This window comes from Dactylosporangium darangshiense (genome assembly GCF_039537565.1).
In the GTDB taxonomy this organism is placed as follows: domain Bacteria; phylum Actinomycetota; class Actinomycetes; order Mycobacteriales; family Micromonosporaceae; genus Dactylosporangium; species Dactylosporangium darangshiense.
In genome coordinates, this window is sequence record NZ_BAABAT010000026.1 from 37,987 (window position 1) to 59,129 (window position 21,143).

21 protein-coding genes are annotated in these 21,143 nt (G+C 73.0%); 7 read left to right on the forward strand and 14 right to left on the reverse strand.

The features are described from left to right. Nucleotides 1-47 precede the first annotated feature (47 nt). On the forward strand, nt 48-986 hold the full coding sequence (locus tag ABD901_RS36055) for an STM4015 family protein (protein ID WP_345133974.1): 939 nt from the start codon (nt 48-50) through the stop codon (nt 984-986). Between the two features lies 1 nt (nt 987). Here ABD901_RS36055 and ABD901_RS36060 read toward each other — a convergent pair whose 3' ends face one another. After that, a complete protein-coding gene (locus ABD901_RS36060; protein WP_345133976.1) occupies nt 988-1,443 on the reverse strand; it encodes a carboxymuconolactone decarboxylase family protein in 456 nt (151 codons plus the stop codon). 124 nt (nt 1,444-1,567) lie between these two features. Between ABD901_RS36060 and ABD901_RS36065 the strand changes: the two genes are divergently transcribed. Beyond that, on the forward strand, nt 1,568-2,443 hold the full coding sequence (locus ABD901_RS36065) for a sigma-70 family RNA polymerase sigma factor (protein ID WP_345133978.1): 876 nt from the start codon (nt 1,568-1,570) through the stop codon (nt 2,441-2,443). A gap of 15 nt (nt 2,444-2,458) precedes the next feature. On the opposite strand, the gene ABD901_RS36070 is transcribed toward ABD901_RS36065, so the two are convergent. The 6 genes from ABD901_RS36070 to ABD901_RS36095 form a co-directional block, all read right to left on the reverse strand. Beyond that, on the reverse strand, nt 2,459-3,262 hold the full coding sequence (locus ABD901_RS36070) for a class I SAM-dependent methyltransferase (protein ID WP_345133980.1): 804 nt from the start codon (nt 3,260-3,262) through the stop codon (nt 2,459-2,461). Nucleotides 3,263-3,282: 20 nt separating this feature from the next. Next, nucleotides 3,283-4,167 carry a hypothetical protein gene (locus ABD901_RS36075; RefSeq protein WP_345133982.1) on the reverse strand — a complete coding sequence of 295 codons (885 nt, stop codon included), beginning with the start codon at nt 4,165-4,167 and terminating at the stop codon, nt 3,283-3,285. Beyond that, nucleotides 4,164-4,691, reverse strand: coding sequence for a SigE family RNA polymerase sigma factor (locus ABD901_RS36080; RefSeq protein ID WP_345134238.1), 528 nt, complete (start codon nt 4,689-4,691; stop codon nt 4,164-4,166). Before ABD901_RS36080 ends, ABD901_RS36075 begins: the two co-directional genes overlap by 4 nt. A gap of 73 nt (nt 4,692-4,764) precedes the next feature. Continuing rightward, nucleotides 4,765-5,625, reverse strand: coding sequence for a PhzF family phenazine biosynthesis protein (locus tag ABD901_RS36085; RefSeq protein ID WP_345133984.1), 861 nt, complete (start codon nt 5,623-5,625; stop codon nt 4,765-4,767). A gap of 36 nt (nt 5,626-5,661) precedes the next feature. Then, the gene (locus ABD901_RS36090; protein WP_345134239.1) at nt 5,662-6,552 is read right to left on the reverse strand and encodes an SDR family oxidoreductase; all 891 of its coding nucleotides are present in this window, start codon (nt 6,550-6,552) and stop codon (nt 5,662-5,664) included. Nucleotides 6,553-6,569: 17 nt separating this feature from the next. Continuing rightward, nucleotides 6,570-6,728 (reverse strand): hypothetical protein, encoded by a 159-nt coding sequence (locus ABD901_RS36095; RefSeq protein WP_345133986.1) that lies wholly within the window; start codon nt 6,726-6,728, stop codon nt 6,570-6,572. A gap of 29 nt (nt 6,729-6,757) precedes the next feature. On the opposite strand from ABD901_RS36095, the gene ABD901_RS36100 reads away from it, so the two are divergent. Together ABD901_RS36100 and ABD901_RS36105 are read left to right on the forward strand one after the other, a co-directional pair. Further along, complete coding sequence (locus ABD901_RS36100) at nt 6,758-7,450, forward strand: hypothetical protein (protein WP_345133988.1); 693 nt, start codon at nt 6,758-6,760, stop codon at nt 7,448-7,450. Between the two features lie 85 nt (nt 7,451-7,535). Further along, complete coding sequence (locus tag ABD901_RS36105) at nt 7,536-8,606, forward strand: ImmA/IrrE family metallo-endopeptidase (RefSeq protein WP_345133990.1); 1,071 nt, start codon at nt 7,536-7,538, stop codon at nt 8,604-8,606. A gap of 45 nt (nt 8,607-8,651) precedes the next feature. Here ABD901_RS36105 and ABD901_RS36110 read toward each other — a convergent pair whose 3' ends face one another. Further along, nucleotides 8,652-10,127, reverse strand: a complete 1,476-nt coding sequence (locus tag ABD901_RS36110; RefSeq protein WP_345133992.1) for an arabinofuranosidase catalytic domain-containing protein — start codon at nt 10,125-10,127, stop codon at nt 8,652-8,654. Nucleotides 10,128-10,377: 250 nt separating this feature from the next. Then, nucleotides 10,378-12,840 carry a vWA domain-containing protein gene (locus ABD901_RS36115; RefSeq protein WP_345133994.1) on the reverse strand — a complete coding sequence of 821 codons (2,463 nt, stop codon included), beginning with the start codon at nt 12,838-12,840 and terminating at the stop codon, nt 10,378-10,380. Between the two features lie 270 nt (nt 12,841-13,110). Between ABD901_RS36115 and ABD901_RS36120 the strand changes: the two genes are divergently transcribed. Both ABD901_RS36120 and ABD901_RS36125 read left to right on the forward strand, forming a co-directional pair. Continuing rightward, nucleotides 13,111-15,138, forward strand: a complete 2,028-nt coding sequence (locus tag ABD901_RS36120; RefSeq protein WP_345133996.1) for an Hsp70 family protein — start codon at nt 13,111-13,113, stop codon at nt 15,136-15,138. Nucleotides 15,139-15,161: 23 nt separating this feature from the next. Further along, the gene (locus ABD901_RS36125) at nt 15,162-15,797 is read left to right on the forward strand and encodes a hypothetical protein (RefSeq protein WP_345133998.1); all 636 of its coding nucleotides are present in this window, start codon (nt 15,162-15,164) and stop codon (nt 15,795-15,797) included. Between the two features lie 4 nt (nt 15,798-15,801). Here the strand turns inward: ABD901_RS36125 and ABD901_RS36130 are convergent, their stop codons facing one another. Genes ABD901_RS36130 through ABD901_RS36150 form a run of 5 tightly spaced genes read right to left on the reverse strand, consistent with a single transcriptional unit; the run spans nt 15,802 to nt 20,390 of the window. Beyond that, complete coding sequence (locus tag ABD901_RS36130) at nt 15,802-17,364, reverse strand: AAA family ATPase (protein WP_345134000.1); 1,563 nt, start codon at nt 17,362-17,364, stop codon at nt 15,802-15,804. A gap of 26 nt (nt 17,365-17,390) precedes the next feature. Next, complete coding sequence (locus ABD901_RS36135; RefSeq protein WP_345134002.1) at nt 17,391-17,942, reverse strand: hypothetical protein; 552 nt, start codon at nt 17,940-17,942, stop codon at nt 17,391-17,393. Beyond that, the gene (locus ABD901_RS36140; RefSeq protein ID WP_345134004.1) at nt 17,942-18,130 is read right to left on the reverse strand and encodes a hypothetical protein; all 189 of its coding nucleotides are present in this window, start codon (nt 18,128-18,130) and stop codon (nt 17,942-17,944) included. The genes ABD901_RS36135 and ABD901_RS36140 overlap by 1 nt, the downstream gene beginning before the upstream one ends. Before the next feature lie 29 nt (nt 18,131-18,159). Then, on the reverse strand, nt 18,160-19,929 hold the full coding sequence (locus ABD901_RS36145) for a hypothetical protein (RefSeq protein ID WP_345134006.1): 1,770 nt from the start codon (nt 19,927-19,929) through the stop codon (nt 18,160-18,162). Nucleotides 19,930-19,949: 20 nt separating this feature from the next. Further along, on the reverse strand, nt 19,950-20,390 hold the full coding sequence (locus tag ABD901_RS36150; RefSeq protein WP_345134008.1) for a hypothetical protein: 441 nt from the start codon (nt 20,388-20,390) through the stop codon (nt 19,950-19,952). A gap of 160 nt (nt 20,391-20,550) precedes the next feature. Between ABD901_RS36150 and ABD901_RS36155 the strand changes: the two genes are divergently transcribed. Further along, nucleotides 20,551-21,087: a DUF2510 domain-containing protein gene (locus ABD901_RS36155; RefSeq protein ID WP_345134010.1), complete on the forward strand. Its 537-nt coding sequence runs from the start codon at nt 20,551-20,553 to the stop codon at nt 21,085-21,087. The last annotated feature ends 56 nt before the right edge of the window (nt 21,088-21,143 follow it).

Consider the following 21,143-nt stretch of genomic DNA (forward strand, 5'->3'; position numbering starts at 1 on the left):
CGCGAACGGCCTGAGGTACTCCCGGGCGGTGCTGTTAGGTTCGGTCGGTGAGCTTCTCCTCGCACGCGACCACGTTCGCCGGACTGCCCGTCGTGGAGCTGGAGGCCGGCGAGCCGCTGCCCGACGTCGACGGACCGGTCGCCTGGCGCTACTCGTTCTGGGACTACGACGATGACGACGAGGAGGGGCTCAGCGAGGCGTTCGCCGCGGAGTTCGAGCGGCTGCTCGGGGGCATCGACGCCGCGGCCGTGCGCGCGCTCGTGATCGGCTCGTGGGGCTACGCGGCCTTCGCCGACGCGCCGATCGCACAGCTGTGCGCCGCCGCCGACCGGCTCACCTCGCTGGAGGCGCTGTTCCTCGGCGACATCACCAGCGAGGAGTGCGAGGCGTCCTGGATCCGCCAGGGCGACATCACGCCGCTGCTGGAGGCGTATCCGCGGCTGCGGACGCTGCGCGTGCGCGGCAGCGCGGGGCTTGGCCTCTCTCCGGTGCGCCACGAGCACCTGCGCTCGCTCGCGTTCGAGTCCGGCGGGCTGCCGGCCGAGGTGGTGCGCGCGGTCCTCGACAGCGAGCTGCCACAGCTCGAGCACCTCGAGCTGTGGCTGGGCGTGCGCAACTACGGCGGCGACATCACCGTCGCCGACCTCGAGGCGCTGCTGGCCGGCGGCCGGTTCCCGGCGCTGCGCCGCCTGGGGCTGCGCAACGCCGAGATCGCCGGCCGGATCGCCGCGGCGCTGGCCGGTGCGCCGGTCGTCGGCCGCCTCGAGGAGCTGGACCTGTCCCTCGGCGTGCTCGACGACGGCGGCGCCGAGGCGCTGCTGGCCGGGCAGCCGCTGACCCACCTGCGCCGCCTCGACCTGCACCACAACTTCCTGTCGCCGCAGTTCGCGGCCCGGGTCGTCGAGGAACTGCCCGGCGTCGACGTCGACGTCTCGCAGCAGCAGGCCGAGGAGCGGTGGGGGCGGTACACCGCCGTCGCCGAGTAGCTCAGCCCCAGTTCTGCGGTGCCTGCTGGCGGGTCGTGGCGTTGATCCGGTTGAAGAAGTTGGTCGTGGCGATCCACAGCACGATCGCGGACAGCTCCGCCTCGCTGAAGTGCTTCGCCGCCGCGTCCCAGATGTCGTCCGGCACCGCGTCGGCCTTGTCGGCCAGCCGGGTCGCGGCCTCGGCCAGGGCCAGGGCGGAGCGCTCGGCGTCGGTGAAGTACGGCGTCTCGCGCCACGCGGCGACGGCGAAGAGCCGGTCGTCGGTCTCGCCGGCCTTGCGCATGGCGCGGGCGCCGGCGTCCACGCACGGGCTGCAGCCGTTGATCTGGCTGGCGCGCAGGTGCACCAGCTCCAGCGTGGCGTTCGGCACGCCGGCCGAGTGCGCCGACTTGTACAGCAGGTTGACCGCCTGCTGGAGTTCCGGCGAGACCGCGGTGTTGGTGATCCGAGCCTGCATGGTTGTCTCCCTCGTTTGCGCTGTCACATCGCAGCGGTTTGCTTCGTCGCTGGTATGACGACCCCTCACGGGGACATGTGACTAATGTGGTGTAGGCCACAATTCGGACGAAAGGTAGGAGCTCATGCGCGAGGGCGAGGACCGGCTGGCGGAGCGGTTCGAGGCGCTGCGGCCGCGGCTGCGCTCGGTAGCGCAACGGATGCTGGGCTCGGCCACCGAGGCCGACGACGCCGTGCAGGAGGCGTGGCTGCGGCTCAACCGCACGGACGCGGACGAGCTGGACAACCTCGGCGCGTGGCTCACCACCGTCGTCGGGCGGATCTGCCTGGACATGCTGCGCTCGCGCACCAACCGCCGCGAGGAGCCGCTGGAGCTGCGCGCCGAGCAGGAGGTGGGCGGCGAGCGCGACCCGGAGCAGGAGGCGCTGCTGGCCGACTCGATGGGCGTGGCGCTGCTGGTCGTACTGGAGACGCTGACCCCGACCGAGCGGCTGGCGTTCGTCCTGCACGACATGTTCGCGGTGTCGTTCGACGACATCGCGGTCGTCGTGGGGCGCAGCCCGGCCGCGGCCCGCCAGCTGGCCAGCCGCGCACGCCGGCGGGTGCAGGCCGGGGGCGCCGACGTCGACGGAGCCGACGGCGGCATGCAGCGACGGCGGGAGATCGTCGAGGCGTTCCTCGCCGCCTCCCGCGGCGGCGATCTGGCCACGCTGCTGAAGCTGCTCGACCCCGACGTGGTCGTGCGCGCCGACGCGACCGCGGCCCGGATGGGCTCGGCGGGCGAGTCCCGCGGCGCCGAGGTGGTGGCCGCGTTCTTCAACGGCCGCGCGCAGGGCGCACGCCCGGCCGACATCGACGGCGCGAACGGCGCGGTCGTCATCGTGGACGGCCGGCAGCTGCTCACGCTGACGTTCACCATCAGCGACGGCCGCATCGTCGCCATCGACGTGGTCGCCGACCCCGACGAGATCGGGCGCATGGAGATCGTCCGCCATGACTGACCCGCGAGCGCTGACCTAGCCGGGGCGTTGGCCCCACGCGGAGATCATCGGCGAGGTCGCGACGTCCAGGCGGCCCGCGTCGAGGTTGGCCAGGTGTGCGTCGATCTCCTCGTCGGTGGCCAGCCCCGCGGCGGTGAGCCGGGCGCGGATCTGCTCCACCGTCGCCCGCTCCAGTCGGGCGCAGGCCGGCCCGGTGACCGGGAAGTACGCGTCGGCGGCGACGCCGGTCAGGCCGGCCGCGCGCAGCCGGCGCGGCAGCGTGCGGCCGTAGGCGAGGTCCACGCCCCGCTCGGCCATGAGCGCCCGGAAGTCGTGCTTGAGCTTGTTGGCCAGCCGCTGCGCCGGGCCCGACTCGTCCGGGCAGGCCAGCGGCTGCAGCGCCGGGTCGGCCTCCTCCAGCAGCAGCCACCCGCCGGGGCGCAGCGCCGACACCATCGCCGCCAGCGCCTCGTCGCGGCGCGGGACGTGCACGAGCACCAGCCGGGCGTGGATCAGGTCGAAGCCCTCACCCGGCGGCCGCTCCTCGCCGACGTCGTGGCGGAGCACCTCGAAGCCGGCCCCGGCGGGCAGCCAGGACACGTCGAGGTCGGTGGCCAGCACGCGCCCGGCCGGCCCGACTCGCTGCGCGAGCCGGGCCGGGACGCTCGGGCCGCCGGCGCCGACCTCCCAGCAGTGCCAGCCGGGGGCCACGCCGAGCGCGTCGAAGTGGCGGAACGTCGAGGGGTCGAACAGCTCGGACAGGGCGCCGAAGCGTGCGCCGGCCTCGGCCTGGGCGTTGGAGAGCAGGTATCCGCCCTCGCTCGCCGTGTCCCGCTCCATGGCGCCCAACGTATCGGACGTCAGTTCGCGGGCACCACGTCGGCGGGGCGCTGCGCGGTGACGGCGAGGCCGTAGTCGGACAGCTCCAGCGTGGTGGTGAACTCGCCCTTGTCGAGCCGGCCCTTCGCGGTGCTCTCCCAGGTGCCGGCGATCGCGATCCGGGCGATGCGCCCGTTGGCGTCGAGCGTCACGTCGCCGTCCTGCACGATCTTGTCGGTCGCCGACTGCTGCACGATCCGGAAGTGCAGCGTGCCGTCGGGGTTCTGCGAGATCGTCGCGTTCGCGGCCTGCAGCGCCCGGAACAGGCTCGCCGGGTCCGCCGTGGTCGAGCCGAGCACGGCCTGCTCGGACAGGTCGTAGGACAGGCGGTCGTACCGGCCCGGGTACTGCGCGTAGCGGCCGTACCGCTCGTGCTCGCCCTCCGGCTCGTGGCCCGGGATGCGCTCGGTGCCGATGTACCGCGTGCCGTCGATCAGCAGCTCGGTGAGCACGCCGGCCTCCTGGGTGCTGCGGAGGTACCCGGTGTCGGTCCGCGGGTCGAAGGCGCCCTCGTAGACGAGCGGCTGGGCGCCCTTGGCCCCGCTGGAGAGCCGGATCCGGTAGCTGATGTCGTCGCTGGCCGCGGCCGCGGCGGCGAGCCGGAGCGACGGGGTCTGCGCCTGCGCGACGGACGGCGGCGCGGCCTTCGGCGCCGGGTCGTTCGCGCCGCCGCCCCCGCCGAGCGTCAGGCCCGCGGCCAGGACGCCGGCGAGCCCGGCGACGCCCAACGCGTATCCGGCCCGGACCGTCGCCGCGCGCCGCCGGTGGTTGCGGGTGGCCCGCCCGAGCACGTCGCCGCTCAGGGCGAGCCCGGCCGTGTGCTCGCGCATGCCGGCGCTGAGCTGCTCCTCGAGGTCGGTGGTCATCGATCGGCTCCGTTCGTGACGGTTGCGGTGGAAGGCATGAGGTCCCAGGCGGCGGTGAGCTCGCGAAGGCGGGACAACCCCCGCGAGGCGGTGGACTTGACCGTGCCGACACTGCAGCCGAGCACGTCGGCGGCCTCGGCCTCGGTGAGCTGCTCCCAGTACCGCAGCACGAGCACAGCGCGCTGCCGGGGCGGGAGCTGGGCCAGCGCGGCGACCAGCGCCTGGCGCAGCGCGAGCGCGTCGGCGGCGTCGGGCTGCCCGGCCGGCTCGACGGTCGCGAACACCTCCGGCCGCCGCCGGCGCCGCCGCCAGTCGTCGACCGCCAGGTTGTACATCGTGCGGCGCAGGTACCCCTCGCGGTCCTCGCGCACCCGCCCCCACGAGCGCATCAGCTTCTCCAGGGCGGCCTGCAGCAGGTCCTCGCCCGCCGCGCGGCTGCCGGTCAGCAGCACGGCGGTGGCGAGCAAGGCATGGCCGCGCTCGGCGACCAGTGCACTCAGACCGTCAAAGTCGCGTCTCCACAGCACGGGCTCTCCTTTCGTCCTCGGCCTCGGTTTCGTCTTTGCCAAGGACGACGGCCCGCTGTGAAAGGTTGAGTCAAACGTAAAGGCGCCCGTCCGCTACCAGTACGGCGCTGCCGGAGATCTCGACGCGCTCGACCTCCCCGCCGGCCATCGTGGCGCGGGCGCGGATCGTCGACGGCCGGCCCATCTCGACGCCCTGCCGGACGGTGATCGTCGCGCCGAGCGGCACCCGCCCGTGCCGCCCCAGGTGCAGGGCGAGCGGTCCGGCCGCGGAGCCCGTGCCGGCGTCCTCCGTCACCCCGTACGCCGGCGAGAACATGCGGGCGCGCCACACGAGCGGGTCGCCGGTCGGCGCGAAGCAGTTCGCGGCCAGGTCGTCGTGCTCGGCCAGGGCGCGCAGGTCCACCCGCAGCGCGGACAGCTCATCCACCGAGCCGAGGCCGACGAACGCATGGCGGGGCCCGTTGCGGTATACCTCGATCGGCAGCACCGACGCGGACACCCCGAGGGCGTCCAGCAGCTCGCCGGCCCGCTCGTAGTCCCGCCACACCGGGATCGGCTGGAGCATCCGCGCGGTGCGCACCCGTCCGCCGCCGCTCTCGCCGGTGAACGAGAACGGCACCACACCCATGCCGGTCTCCATGCGCAGCTCGCCCCCACGCACGCCCGGATGCCCGGTCGCGGCCAGCACGGCCGCGGTGCCGAAGGTCGGATGCCCCGCGAACGGCAGCTCCCCGACCGGCGTGAAGATGCGCACCCGCACGTCGCCGCCGGCGGTCGGCGGAAAGACGAAGGTGGTTTCGGACAGGTTCATCTCGCGCGCGATGCGCTGCATCCGTCCGGCGGACAGCCCATCCGCCTCCGGCACGACCGCGAGGGGGTTGCCTTCCAGCGCGGTGTCGGTGAACACGTCGGCGATCACATACCCGTACACGGCGCCAGGCTAGGCCCCCGGGCGAGAGCCCCTCGACTACTCGAGCGAGTAGGCACCCGCCGCGATGTCCTCGAGCAGCGCCGGTCCGGACGGCGACCAGCCGAGCAGGGCGCGGGTGCGCTCGCTCGACGCGGTGATGCTCATCCCGAAGCGTCGGCCGACGAAGCCGAAGTGCGCCTCGGCGTCCTCGGGCGCCACCGGCGCCGCCGGCACGCCGAGCGCGCGCCCGATGGCTTCGGCAATGGCCCGGGCGGGGACGGCCTCCTCGGCGACGGCGTGCAGCCGGGACCCCGCGGGCGCGGACTCGAGCCCGAGCCGCACGAGCCGGGCCGCGTCGCTGCGGTGCACGGCCGACCACGCGGTGGCGCCGTCGCCGACGTAGGCGGAGACGCCGTGACGGCGGGCGGCGGACACAAGCTGGGCGACGAAGCCGTGGTCGGCGGCCCCGTGCACGGTCGGGGCGAACCGGACGACCACGACCCGCACGCCGCGGCCGGCGTACTCCAGCGCGAGGTTCTCGCTGCCACCGCGCAGCGAGTCCGGGCCGACCGCCGGCGACGCGTCGGTCTCCACGGCCGGGCGGCCCGACACCACCCCGGTGAGCCCGGAGGCGAGCAGGAACGCGCGGCCGCGGCCGGCGAGGGCGCTCCCGATGGCCTCGACCGCCGCGCGTTCGGCCCGGTTCGTCTCGGCGGGATTGCCGAAGTCGTGCTTGTTGGCCAGGTGTAGCACCGCGTCGGCCGCGGCCGACCCGCGCCGCAGGGCGTCGAGGTCGTCGATGTCCCCGTCCAGCGCGGTGGCGCCCTTCGCTTCGAGCGACCGCGCGGACGCCTCCGAGCGCGCCAGCCCGACGACCTCGTGGCCGACCGCCAGCAACTCGTCCACGGCGGTGGATCCGATCCAGCCGGTGGCCCCCGTAACAAACACCCTCAAGTCTCTGCTCCTCAGAACGCGGCGGCCGCGGCGGCGGACTCGGCCGCGGCGGCGCTGCCCCGGTCCCGTGCCAGGTCGGCGGCGAACGTCCGGCCCTCGCCGGCCGGCACCCGCCGCACAAGATCGTCGCACAGTCTGCCACCCGCCTCGCCGCTTGACTTCCGCGACATCTTGTGTGGCCGCTGCTAAGTTCGCAGGCGTGGATCTTCTGACCGACGCCGTCGCGACGCTGGACGCCCGCGGCGTCCTCGAGCCCCTGGCCGAGCTGATCCGGCAGGTCTATCGGCGTGCGGCGGAGCGGCACGAGCCGGACCTCGGCGACGACGCGATGAGCTTCGGTACCACCGTCTGGCGCAACCTCACCAACCTCGGCGCCGCGCGGTTCACCGGCCGGTCGGGCCTCGACGCCCGCATCGAGGACAACTCGCTGGAGATCCTGGCCGGCGGCTACATCCTGCGGTTGTACTCGCTGCACGGCGGCGTCGACACCAGCGTCGAGTCGATCCGGTGGGAGGGCAGCGACGCACGGCTCGGCGGCGCCGTCGAGAACAGCGCCGACCGGCAGCTCGCCCTCGACGACGAGGAGCAGTTCCCGGAGGTTTTTTCCGGTTTGGTACCGCGGAAGCGCCACCTGCGCATCGCGCACGCCGGCGACATCGACACCGGCGAGGCGGTCGCCTACCTCGGCCTGCCCCGCGACAACCGCACCGGCGGCTCGCCCTGGTTCGAGGTGCGGCTGTGGTTCGGCGAGCCGGCCCGCGCCCTCGCCGGCGCACGGCGCACGGGGGCGTCGGCCGACGGTGCGCCCCGCCACGACGAGCTGCCGATCCCGGAGCTGGACCTGCAGCTGCTCGGCCGCCCGGCCGGCCCGCGCGCAATCAACCCTGCATGAGCGGTACGGAGCGAAGCAGACTGGTCGCTCATCATGGACACAGGTTCAGCTCATGCCGCTGCCGGAGCGAAGCGGACGTGACGGCATGAGCGGGCACCGGGCCGGGACGCCGGCCCTGGCCGTCGCGGCGTTCCAGCCCAACGCCCTGACGCTGGCCCGGCGGTGGCGGCGGCTGTCCAAGCGGCAGCTGGCCGCGGCGACCGAGGTGACGGCGGCGGCCATCACGCAGTACGAGCTCGGCCAGGCCCGCCCCTCCGCGGGCGTGCTCGGCCGGATGGCCCTCGCGCTGAGCCTGCCGCCGCAGTTCTTCGCCGCCGGCATTCCGGCGCCGGCCACGCCCGGCCACGCCCACTTCCGCAGCCTGCGCGCGACCACGCAGGCCGAGCGGGACCAGGCGCTCGCGTTCGGCGAGATCGCCTGGCGGGTGGTCGACGCCGTCGAGCGCTACGTGCGCCTGCCCGAGCTGCGCCTGCCCCAGCTCGACCTGCCGGAGCCCGCAACGGGCGGCGACATCGAGGCGGCCGCGTCGGCCGCGCGGGCGGCGTTCGGGCTGGGCGCGGAGCCGATACCGCACGTGACCCGGCTGCTGGAGGCGCACGGGGTCATCGTGCTCACGCTGCCCGACGTGTCCGACCGGGTCGACGCGTTCTCGCACTGGTACGGTCACCGCCCTTTCGTCTTCGCCAGCACCATGAAGAACGACAAGGCGCGCTCGCGGATGGACGCCGCGCACGAGCTGGCACACCTGCTGCTGCACCACGACGCGGAGCCCGGCAGCCAGGTGCTCGAGCGGCAGGCGACCGCGTTCGCGTCGTGCTTCCTGGCGCCGGCCGAGGCGCTGTGCGAGGAGCTGCCCGCCCGGCTCGACTTCGACCGGCTGCACGAGCTCAAGCGGCGGTGGGGGATGTCGCTCAAGGCGCTGGTGTACCGCGGACACGCCATGGGTGTCTACCGGGACCACACCTACCGGCGCGGCATGAGCCTGCTCGCCGAGTGGGGCTACCCCGAGCCGGGCGACCTCGGCCCGCCCGAGTCGCCGTCGGCCGTCGGCCAGGCCTTCGGGCTGATGGCCGCGCGGGGCATCGGCCTGGACGAGCTTGCCGCGCGCGTCTGCATGCCGGTCCCGCTGCTGCAGACGGTCATCAACGCGGGCTGAGGCGCGGCCGGGACCCGGCCGCGCCTCAGTGTCCGGTGTTGCCGGCTACGCCGCGATCGACCAGAGCTGGCAGGTGTTGTTGAGCCACATCCAGAGCTGGACCCGGGTGCCGTTGGCGGTGCCGCAGTTCTGGTCGTCGAGGACCATGCCGCTGTTCTCGACGACGAGCTCGTAGCGGCCGTTGCCGGCCGGGATGACCGCCCACTGCTGGCAGGTGTTGCCCAGCGACTGCCACAGGTCGGTCTCCGTGCCCAGGGCCAGGCCGCAGTTGACCGCGTCCAGGACCTTGCCGGCGTTGACGTTGGTGACCGTCCACTTGTTCGCGCCGACGCTGTTGAAGCGCCACTGCTGGCAGGTGTTGCCCAGCGACTGCCACACGTCGAGGCGGGTGCCGTTGGCCGTGCCGCAGTTGATCGCGTCGAGGACCTTGCCGCTGGCGAGGTTGGTGAGGCGGTACGTCGCGCCGTTCACCGGGAACGTGACGCTCTTGCTGTAGCCGACCGAGACGATGTTCGACTGCACGGAGTTCTCCGTGGCGTCGCTCGGGTAGCCGCTGGTCATGACGCCCTCGAAGAAGGAGCCGACCGAGCCGTTGCTGTTGTCGCCGCCGATGCCGAGGATGATCGCGCCCTGCTTCGTCATCGGCTTGTACCCGGACTGGGTGGGCAGTCCACCGTTGTACCGGGTCGCGAGGCCGCCGGACTGCGCGTCGCCGTCCTTGATCGCGTACGTCGAGGTGCCGTTGTTCTTGGTCATGGCCGTCACGAAGGCGCTGGCGCGGCCGGTGTTCGCCGTGTTGGAGCCGTTGCCGCCGGCGAACAGGCCGTTCTCCAGGTCGGCCATGACCTTCGGGTTGGAACCGCTGCACGGCGAGAACCAGCACAGCGTGCCGAAGTAGATCGCGTCCATGTCGCCGTTGCCGGTGTCGTTGTTGTTCGTCTCGGCGTTGCCGTAGTCGAAGCAGCACCGGTTGTTGACGTGCGTGCCCTCGGTGACCATGTACATGCCCTCGGGCTGGCTGCCGGTGGCCACGCCGTTCGTGGCGTTGTTGCGGTAGCCGTTGCCGGCCGAGATGTACACGCCGTAGACCTTGTGCCCGCCCGCCGACACCGGCAGCGCGGCGGCGTTCGCACCCTGGTCGGCGGTCGGGTTGGCGCCGCCGCCGGGCGCGATCGTCAGGTCGTTGTGGCGCGAGGTCTGGTCGTAGATGCGCACGATCGTGCAGTACGTGCCGGAGCAGAACGAGTCCTGCGCGGCGGCGTTGGCGTAGCCGCCGGCGCTGAGCACGCCGATGTTCGACGTCGCGCCGTCGGACCAGCGCCGGACCTGGTACAGCGAGCCGTTGTACGACCCGAACAGCGCGCGGGTGGTGCTGTGCGCGGCGACGCAGGGCGTGCCGCCGTTGGCGTAGATGTCGCAGGACAGCGTGCCGGCGGCCTGCGCCGTGCCGGGCAGGGCGATCAGCGCGGCGGCGGTGAGCACCGCGGCGGCGGCGCCCGCAAGGGAGGACCGAAAACCCATGGTTGTGCCTTTCCGGGGGTGTACACCGAGAAGGACGTTGGCGGTGCCCTGCTCGGCGACTGTTAACGCTCACAATTTGCGGCGGACAAGGCTTGCGAGCTCGAAGCGGCGGCGCGACGTCGTGGGGTGGGACGTCGCGTGACACGAGTGTTATCGCTCACATCGATGATGTCAAGCATGTCGCTGCGCCCGGACGGCCCATTGCGGGCCGGCCGGGCGGGGTGGGCAAGGCGGGTCGGGCGGGGCGGGCTCAGCCCGCGCGGCGGTGCAGGCCGCGGTGCCGGCGGCGAAGGTTCGCCAGGGTCACCAGCAGGGCGCCGGCCAGGATGACGAACAGGCCGGAGAAGGCGTAGGTGCCGGCCATCGGGCCGGTCACCGGCATCGGGCCGCCCGAGCCGCCGGAGGCGCCGGGGGTCGGGGTGCCGGCGCCGGGAGTTGCCGAGACCGACGGGGACGGGCCGGTCGGGTGGCCGACGATGACGAAGGCCTGGCACTCGGCGGCGTTGCCGGCGGTGTCGCGGCCGCGGTACGTCAGGGTGTACCGGCGGCCGGAGCCCGTGTCGGTGGCGCGCAGTTGGCCGGTGGTGTCGGCGGTGCCGGTGGCGAAGCCGGCGATGTCGTCGGCGGCCGTGTCCGACTGGTTGCTCGTCACGGAGGTCAGCGTGAAGCCGGCCGTGCCCGACAGCGCGTCCTCGACCTTCACGGTGGCCGTGATCGTGACCAGGCGGCCGTCGGCCGGGTCGAGGGTGGCGGGGCTCGCCGAGCAGGTGACCTTGGGCGGGGTGGCGTCGAGGTTGAAGCCGATGACGCCGGAGGAGTCCTCGCCGACGCCGCGGTTGGGCAACGGGGCCTTGTCCGTGGCCACGCAGTCCACGATGTGCTCGCCGTCGCCGGTGACCTTCAGGGTGCGGCTCGCGGTGTTGCCGCTGATGGTCAGCGGGCCCTGCGTCAGCGTGCCGGACGAGTCGCGGCAGTCGAGCGCGGACACGCCGGACGGGTCGGTGGCGGTGACCGTGCCGCTGACCGGGCCGGTGAAGAAGCCCTCGGGGCCGCCCGGCGGGGCCGGGAACGTCGTCTTGACCACCGGCGCGTCCTGGTCGCCCGGCTCCGGGGACAGGACGATCTCGTCGACGGCGGCGAGCAGCGCGGCGGGGACGCCGCCGCTGCGGGAGTCGAAGGTCTTGCCGCCGGTGCCGTCGGCGAGGGCGGTGAAGAACGTGGTGGCGCTGGAGCTGCCGCCGACGAGGATCGGGTAGACGACTGCGGGGTCGACCTCGAGGGCGTGCTGTACCACCTTGGCGAGCGTCAGCGACGAGTGCGCCTCCGGGTCGTGTCCGGGCGCGTCGCCCATCACGACGACGACCTTCTTGACGCCGGGGCGCCACGGGAAGCCGATCGCCCGGTCGACGCCGGAGTACACGTCCTCGGGGATGTCGCAGCCGCCGGAGACCTTGGCCGGCAGCTTGCCCAGCGCGTTGATGATCGTATTTCCGTCGTTGCTGAACTCGAGGTCGGTCTGCGCGTCGTAGCTGCCGGCGCAGCCCGAGGAGTCGACGTCCTTGTAGTCGACGAGCCCGACGCGGAAGTCGGTCGGGCGGCTCGATGTGCCGGCGCCGGCGAGCAGGTCGACGAGTTGGCCGGCGGCGCCGACGGTGGCGTTGATGTACGGCGACATGCTGCTCGTCGTGTCGATGGCGAAGACCAGGTCGATGGAGGTCACGTCCTGCGTCATCGCCATGATGATGCGGTTGGCCTTGTCGTTGCCGTAGGTCGTGCGCAGCAGCGCCCGGAAGTCGCGCCACTGCCGGACCGTCTCGGCGATCGCGGCCGACACCGCCTTCTGCTCGTTCTTCAGCACCTGGCCGCGGACCGTGCCCGGATTCGTCGCGAAGCCGCTGTTGTCGATGACCGCCTTGTCCTTGTTCAGGCAGGCGTGGCGGATCCGGCTGTTGAACGGCGTGCAGTAGTCGGTGCCGAGCGAGTAGTAGCCGGTGGTGAACTTGGCCGGCAGCGAGCTCAGGTCGATCGGCCCGTAGACCGTGAGGTTCAGGAACGGCGCCTGGTCGGTCCGGTTGAGCCCCGGCGGGTTCGTCTCCGAGATCGGCTCGTCCGGGTCGCTCTCGTCCGCCCAGTTGCTGTGCGAGTAGAAGTCCTGCGCGCCGTGCAGCGCCCGCCCGAACCCCTCCAGCGCGCTGCACTTGGCGATGTCGGTGTACGTGTGGTCGAACGAGCAGCCGCCGTGCAGCTGCGCCTGCTTCGGCACCAGGTTGCCGCCGGCGTCGAGCATCTTGCCGGCGGCGTCGATGCCCTTGCCGAACTCCAGGCGCAGGTGCTCGATGCAGGCGGCGAGCGCGGCCGTTGCCTGCTGCCGGGTCTGCGGGTAGCCGGGCTTGTCGAGGTAGTCGGCGTCGTCGCAGTGCGCGGAGGAGTCGAGGACCTGGTCCCGGTCGGGCGCGCCGACCGCGCCGAACGTGCCGAGGTGCCCGGCGAGCTGGCTCAGCGAGCGGGGCTCGAAGCAGTCGCCGGTGGAGCGCTGCTTGGGCGCGCAGCCCAGCGCCAGGCGCGTGATGCGCTCGTGCTCCCAGTTCTGCCCGAGCGTCCCGATCGTTCCGAATGCGCTCGCGGGCTGCGGCCCGGCCACCACCGTCATCGTCGCCGCCACCAGCGCCAGCACCACCGCAGCGGCACGCGCCCGAACCTGGCCTGCCCTCATCGACGCGCCCCTCCGGCCGGTGACGGGAGGTCGCACGCCCGTCCACAGTGGACCACTACGGAATCCGAGCCGAAGTATTCACGGGCGGTGACGTCGGCGAATCCGCCGACCGGATGGAGCGCACCATCGAGGCGCCGACCCGTTCCGGTGAAGCCAGGTGGCCGAGCGCCTCATTTCTCCGCCGTTCGGGCCACATCGCGGCCGGGCGTCCAGGTGAACCCGGCCGTAGCGTCGATGCGATCCGCGTTCGGGCGTGCGTATGCTCCGCTGGTGCAGCCAGCGGATCTTCCCGGGTACCGCCTGGGCGTCGACTTCGGCACGTCCAACACGGTGGCGGTCGTACAGGCGGCCGGCGTGCGCGCGCGGCCCGTGCTCTTCGACGGGTTCCCGCTGCTGCCCTCCTCGGTCTGCGTTGCGGCCGACGGCGGCGGTAACCCGGGCGGGCTGCTCGTCGGGCGCGAGGCGGTGCACGCCGCGCGGGTGCACCCCGAGCTGTTCGAGCCGCACCCGAAGCGGCGCATCGACGACGGGGAGATCCTGCTCGGCGACCGCGCGTACCCGGTCGCGCACACCATCGCGGCCGTGCTCGCCCGCGTGCGCGCGGAGGCGGTGCGCACGATGGGTGCCGCGCCGGCCGCCACCGTGCTGACCTGCCCGGCGGCGTGGGGGACGGTCCGGCGCCAGGTGCTGCTCGACGCGGCCGCGGCGGCCGGCCTGGGCACGCCGACGCTCGTGCCGGAGCCCGTCGCCGCCGCCACGTACTTCGTCAACGCCCTCGACCTGCGCCTGCCGGCAGGCGCGAACGTCGTCGTGTACGACTTCGGCGGCGGCACGTTCGACGCCTCGGTGGTGCGGCGCACCCCGAACGGCTGGGAGGTCGTTGCCAGCGAAGGGCTGCCGGACGCCGGCGGCCTGGACGTCGACGCGGCGCTGGTCGGCTACATTTCCGCGGCGTACAGCCGCAGCCACCCGGCCGAGGTCCAGCGCCTCGAGCAGCCCGCGAACGCGGGCGACCGGCGGGCCAACCGGCTGCTCTGGGACGACGTGCGCAACGCCAAGGAGGTGCTGTCGCGCGCCACGACGACGTACGTGCACCTGCCGCTCATCGAGGACGACACCCCGATCGGGCGCGAGCAGCTCGAGCGCCTGGCCCGGCCGATCCTCGACCGCACCGTGACCCTGACCCGCACCGTGACCGCCGGCGCACCGCCGGCCGCGGTGTTCCTGGTCGGCGGTTCCAGCCGCGTGCCGCTCGTGGCCACGCTGCTGCACCGCGCGCTGGGCGTCGCGCCGACGGCGATCGAGCAGCCGGAGATCGTGGTCGCGCAGGGCAGCGTCGAGGCCCTGCACCCACCGGTGGCCGCTGCGGTACCCGTACAGCCGGCCCCGGTCCAGGTCTTCCCGGCCGCGCCGATCTCGGCTCAGCCGGCCATGCCGGTCTCCGCACAGCCCGCGATGCCGGTCTCGGCGTTCCCCGTGGCGCCGGTGTCCCCCTACGCGGCACCGCCGATGTCGGCACCGCCCGTCGCCCCGTTCTCCCCGGCCGGGCCGTTCCCGCCGCCGTTCGCACCGCAGATGGGCCCGCAGATGGGCCCGCCGTACGCGCCGCCCGTTGCGATCGCGCCGCCGATGCCGCCCGGCGCGCCGCCGTCGCGCGCACCGGGCATCGTCACCGCGGTGATCGCCGTCGTCGTGGCGGCCGCCTTCCTCTACGTGCCGCAGCTGCACTTCGCCAACCTGTTCCTGGGCTCGTGGCTGGCGCACCAGTGGAGCACGGTGTTCCTCGCGCCGGCCGGCATCGCGTGGTACGCCTCCGTCTTCGGGCCGCCGTCGGCCGCCCGGTTCACCTTCGGCCGGATCGCCGCCAACGCGGGCGTGTTCACCGGGTTCATGCTCGTCGAGCTGTTCCTGGTCAGCCTGCTGCCGTTCGGCGCAGCCTTCGTGTGGCTGCAGATCGTCGTGCTGGTGCTGGCGGCCGGCTTCTGCACGTACCGGCTGATCGGCAAACCGCCGAAGGACAGCCCATCGGTGCTCAGCGGCTCCGCCGTGCTCGGGGCGCTCGCCGCGGCCACCATCGGGTCCTTCGGCCAGGTGGCGATCTTCGGCGGTTTTGCCCGGCCGGACTTCTACCTGCTGCCGATCCTGTTCGGCGCGCTGTTCATCGTCGGCTTCGGTACCGTCGTCGGGCTGCTCGCCCGCGCTCCCCGCGGGGCCCGCAGGACGGCGGGCTGGCTGTTGATGATCGGGGCTCTGGCCGCGGTGTACGACGGGCTGCATTTCTACTTCGCGTGGTTCTGAGGCCCCGTCCGTCAGAAGCTGACGTGAAGATGCCGCCGCGCGTGCCGCCACCGCCGCTCAAGCCGAGCGAAGCCCGGTCCCTCGAGGAGACCGGCGTCATCACGAAGGTCACGACCGGGACCGACCGGCACGCGCTGCTCGGTTTGCGGGTGCTGCTGCTCACGGCGGTGCCCGCCGGAATCGTGACCATGGTCCGGGTCGTGCTGCACGGCGACCGTGGCGTCACCGCGGTCGTCGGGCCGCTGCTGGTGCTCGCGGCGGGAGCCGGGGCGCACCGGATGTACCGCAACTGGCGGGCGAACCGCGGCAAGCGCGACCAGCAGCTCATGCCGGCCGCCGGTGACGTGGAGGTCCGGCGCCTGCGGGTGCGGACGCTCGAGGGGTCCGACTCGGACTGGATGCTCTTCGGCCGGCCGCGCGGCGGCGACCTCGCCACCGGCGACATCGCGCAGCTGCGCGGTCGCCGGCGGCGCGACGGCCGGGCGGTGACCCGCCGGGTGACCCTGCTGGCCACCCCGAGCGGGCCGCCGGTGAGGGTGGTCACGGGCCGCAAGCCGCTGCGGTTTCTGCTGGCCCGGTTCGTGAGCCAGGCCGGCTACACGCTCGCCGGCCTGCTCGTCGTCTGGACGTTGCTGGTACTGCTGGGCGTGTTCGACTGACGGCTCAGTCCGAGAGCACGACCACGCGGCGCCCGGCGTGCTGCGGACCGCTCATCGTCGACGTGGGCGGGCGCCCGGCCGGCACCGCCCGCTCGCGGCCCCAGGTGCGAATCTCGTCGATCTGCTCCGGGTTGGTCCGGCTGAGCGGCATCGTGTTGGCGAACGCCTCGACGACGAACTCCGGTCGCAGCTCGGCGCCGGCGTTGAGGTGCAGCTCGGCGCCGACGTCGTGCAGCGCCGACTCGATGTCGGAGCCGGCGAACCCGTCGGACAGCCCGACGAGCTTGTCGAGCAGCTCGGCGGTGGGCTCGCGTTGCACGTACCGCTGGTAGTACAGCTGGATGATCTCCTGCCGGTCGTCGGAGTCGGGCAGATCCACGAAGAACAGCTCGTCGAAGCGGCCCTTGCGCAGCAGCTCGGGCGGCAGTGAGCGCACGTCGTTGGACGTGGCCACGACGAAGACCCGCGAACGGGACTCCTGCAGCCAGTAGAGGAACTGCCCGACGAGCCGCCGCCCGACGCCGGTGCTGTCGTTCTGCCCCGCGAGGCCCTTCTCGATCTCGTCGATCCACAGCACGCACGGCGCGATCCGGTCGGCGGCGTCGAGGGCCTCGCGCAGGCGGCCCTCGGACTGGCCGACGTACTGGCCCAGCATCGCGGCCAGATCCAGCCGGTACAGCGGCAGCCGCCACTGCCCCGCGATCGCCTTCGCCGACAGGGACTTGCCGCAGCCGGGCACGCCGACGAGGAGCACACCGCGCGGCGGGCGGAGCTTGGTGCCGCGCAGGTCGGACTTCATGAGCTGGTGCTTGCGGTCCAGCCAGGCGCGCAGGCTCGTCATGCCGCCCACCTGCTGGCTGTCCGGCGCGACCTCGACCCGCTCCAGGCCGGCGAGGTCGCCGAAGTGCTTGTCCTTGAAGCGCGCGAGATGCTCGACGTCGTCACGCTGCACCGAACCCTTGGTCACGATCGTGGCGAGCACGTTGATCGCCGTGCCCTCCGGCACGCCCACGAGGAACTCGGCGGCGCGGCGGGCGTCCTGCTCGTTCCACTCGATCGGCACGACGCCGCGGTGGTCGGTCAGGAAGGCGTGGATGACGTCGTACATCTCCGACGCATCCGGCAGGCTCAGGGTGATGCTCATCCCGAGGCGCTGCAGCCCGCTCCACAGCGGGTTGTCGGTGATGAGGATGATGCTGCCGGCGTTGGCGTCGGCGAGCCGGGCGAGCTCGGCCACGTGCCGGCTGGCCGAGTTGTCGTCGGAGAGGTCGTCGGGGTCGACGAAGACGACGGTGCTCTGCGGCCGGTTGGCGAACTGGGTCGCGGCGAAGTCCATCGCGCCGGGCCACGACCGGTCGTCGGAGGTCGGCGCGTTGGTGCGCAGGTCCCGCGTGCCGGTCGCCCGGGTGTAGATCCACAACGGCAGGTTGCCGCGCCGCGGGTTCGCCGCCATCTCTCGGACCAGGCGCAGCGCCCGGTCCTGCTCGATGCTGCGGATGCTGATGAGCGGGACCCGGGCGGAGATGTAGCTTTCCAGGTCGGCGCGCGACTCGGCGAAGTTGGACACGGTCGGTGGCTCCTTCGTGAGGGTGGTCAGGGCCGGATGACCCGCCGCCGCGTGGCGGACGCGCCGAGCCAGGCGTCGGGCTGGGGCTGCGCCGTCGCCGCGGGTGCGGCGGTGACGGCGGTCAGGGAGTTTTCGCGGATGGTGCGCAGCCGCGCGTCGACCTGCGACTGCGGCACCCTGGCGCGCCGCATCCCGTCGACCTGCCGCTCGAGCTGCTCCTGCGCGGACTTGATCGAGCTGTCGACGATCGCGACGAGCTGGTCGCGAAGGTCGGCCGGCAGCGCCGGGTGCGCGGCCAGCCGGCGCACGGTGTCCAGGCCGGCCCGCGCCTGCATGAGGGTCCGCGCGACGGTGAACTCGTCGCGGGCGACGCCGAGGCCGGCCGTGAGCGCGCGCGCCCAGTCCTTGAGCCGCAGCGAGATGGCCTCGGTGAGCCGGTTGCCGAGGCGCTCCCAGCCGTCGGGTGGAAGGTCGGCCTGGGCGAGCGCGGGCAGCCCGGCCGGGTCGACCGGCGCGCCGGTCGACCACTGTTCGAGGAAGGCGGCCCATCGCGCGTACGGGCCGCCGTCGCCCCACATCAGGACTGCCGGTGGTGTCGGCGGACGAGGATCTCGCCGGGCGGCAGCGGCTCCCACGGCGGCAAGCCGCTCACCAGCCGGCGGGCCCGCTCCGTGGCCCGCGACTGCGGCTCCGCGGGCTGCTGGGCCCACGGCGCGGCGGGCGGTTCGGCCGGCGCGGCCTGCGCCTGCTGGGGCGTGGGCTGCATCGGTACCGGAATGATGCGTCTCGGTGTGGTCACTGGATGCCTCCGGTCACGTCGCGTCGCGTGTACGGGGTCGCCGCGTTGGCGGCCTGGCCGAGGTCGGCGATGAGCGCCATGACCTCCGGTTCGAGCCGGTCGGCGGCCTGGTATCGGCTCATCCAGTCGGTCAGCTCCGCGCTCGCGCCGCGCAGCTGCAGGATCGAGTCGTGCTTGGCGCGTTCGATGTACGTGATGAGCTCCCGCCGCCGCTGCTCGATCTGCTGCGACTGCATGTACAGCGCGGCGAACCAGGCGCCGCCCACGAGCAGCGCGATGAGCGCGCCCGGCCAGCCGATGCAGGCGGTGAGCACGACCAGCAGCACGACGGTGACGGCGATCGGCGCGATGCACTTGCGGCCCCAGCCGAACGTGAGGCCGTCGATGACCGGGCGGGTCGCCTTGTCCCAGTGCGCGGCGAGAGAAGCCTCGAGCTCGGCCAGCGGTCGCATGAACGAGCCGCTCCACGGGGGCAGGGTGAACGCGGTGGCGCCGGCGTTGTGGTTGCCGGCGAAGACCGCGGTGACGTCGGGCGGCAGCGCGGCGCGATAGTCGCGGCAGAACTGCCCGTGCGCCCGGGAGATCCAGTCCGCGCAGGAGGCGACGGCGAGCCGCTGGGTCGAGCGGGACACGCCGATCGCCGCCGGGTTGAGCGCCGACTGGGTCTGGATCGTGAGGAAGTCCAGCTTGGTCTCGAGCGCGGCGGCGTCGACGTTGACGGCCCGCTTGGACAGGTCGAGGTCGCCGTTGTTGCTGATGACGGCGAGGTTGAAGGCCAGCTCCCGGCGCAGCGGCAGCTCGTCGTTGTCGTACTCGGCGACGAGCCGGTCGAGGATGTCGTCGACGGCGTCCTCGATCCGGTCGGGCGGCACGATCTCCTCGGCCAGCAGCGCCCGGTAGTGGTCGATGAAGGCCTGGTGCGACTCGGCCGCGGCCAGGATGCGCTCCATCGGCACCCACTGCGGGCTGACCTGCGCCAGGCGGGGGAACCGCGGCTGCGGCGCCGGCGGCGCGACGTGCGCGTCGACCTCGTGCCGCCAGCGGGTCACCTGCGCTTCCTGCTTGCCCTCGTCGACGAGCAGCTGCTCGCGCCAGCGGGACAGGAACTCACCGACGATCGCGATGCCGGACGCGCCGAACGCGCCCTGCGCGATCGCCTCGAGGATGACGGCGAAGTTGCGCCCGAGGGCGTTGGGGTCCTGTGCGGCGAGGTAGTGCCGCAGCCAGCGGCTCGCGCTGTCGAGGCGGTTCTGCCTGCGCAGCACCAGCGCCATGAACAGCGACGTGTGGCCGGGCGAGCGGCGGAACGCCTCCTCGACCGCCCGGTCGCACAGCGACTGGTCGTCGGCCGACCAGGCGGCCAGCGCGACGAGGACCGGCGCCAGCCAGTACCGCGGCGTCTGCACCATCAGCTGCTCGCCGACGCTGCGGATGGTCTCCTCGGAGATCAGGCCGACGTCGAAGGCCTGCAGCATGCCGACGGCCGTGCGCCGCACCACCTTGTGGTGGCCGAACTCGTGCTCCAGCCGCCCGTTGAGCACACCGACGCGGGTCTCGGCCCGCTGCACGTTGGCGGTGAGCTCGTGCTGCTTGACGAACGTGATGAAGTCGGCGCGCAGCTGGGCCAGCTCGCTGCGGGCCTCCTGCTGCTCCTGGCCGACGATCATGACCTGCTGCGAGACCTGGGCCACGTTCTGGTCCAGGTTGACGATCATGTTCTGTACCTGGTTCACCTGACTGCGCAGGTGCAAATCCACATCGGACATTTCGAGGCATCCCTACGGAGTTAGGCGACCACGGAGCCGTCGTTGCGGACCGGCACGATCGTGCCGCTGATGTAGACCTCGACGTAGGCGTACGCACCGGTGCGCACGAGCATCCGCGCCTTGCCGAACGGGTCCGGGACCGGATCGTTCGGGGCGTAGTGCTCGACGATCGCCTGGCCGAGGTCGAGACGGTGATCGACGTACGGCGGGCCGAGATAGCACTGGGCGAGACAGCCCAGCGGGAGGTCTCCGACCTCTTCGATGTACGTGTCGCTGAGCCACTTGGCCAGCTGCGCGCGCTGCGCGGGGTCCACGGTCGCGTCGATCTGGTGTATCGCCCGCAGGAACCCTGCGTGCCGAGGCCGCCGCAGCTGTGCGGCGTTGCCGGTGGTGGTGCGGGCACGGTTCGCCGCCGCGGGGTTCATCTGCAGCGGCTGCACCGTGTTGTCGCTCGCGACCACGCGTCGTCGTTGCCTGAAGTCCATCAACCTGCCCTTCGCCCGGATGCCCTCCTCTGACGGACGGCTCGCGCCCGGCCCGCGCTCGAGCCGTCCGATCGACCCCGATCGGGTGATCGCCGGTCCGTCAGAGCACACCGACGCGAGAGGAGGGGGTACCCCGATGCGTGGCTTCCTGCTGTGGGTGGCGAGCATGATCGTCGGCCTGGCGACCTGTCTGGTCGCGCTGGGCTTCTGGACCCAACCGCAGACACACCAGCCGATGTGGCCCGGCTTCGTGATCTGGGCCGTGGCGTTCCTGGCCGGCATGCTGATCAGTGCGCCGTACTTCCTGAACCCGACGACGGTCGGCGGCTGGTCGATCACGCTGCCCTGGCCGCTCGCGATGATGCTGTGGATCTTCCTGGCCATCCGCTGGATCGGCCGCATGATCCTCTACGGCGCCTGGCTGCTGCTGTTCCTGCTGTGGCCGAAGCGGCGCCCGGCCGGCCCGTCGCCGTTCAGCCGGACGCCGTCGGGCTCCTCCGGGGGCGGCCCGGGCGCGCCGGGCCGGGCCGCGCTGGACCGGGCGCCCCAGTCGGCGTCGCCGGGGTCGTGGCGCGCCGACCCGACCGGCCGCTACGCCCAGCGCTACTGGGACGGCGCCCGCTGGACCGCCCACGTGATGAACGGCTCGCACAGCGCCATCGACCCGCCCTGATTGCACGGGTCGGGGGATGACATCCGTCATGCGGGCGCGATGACTCGTGGCAGCGG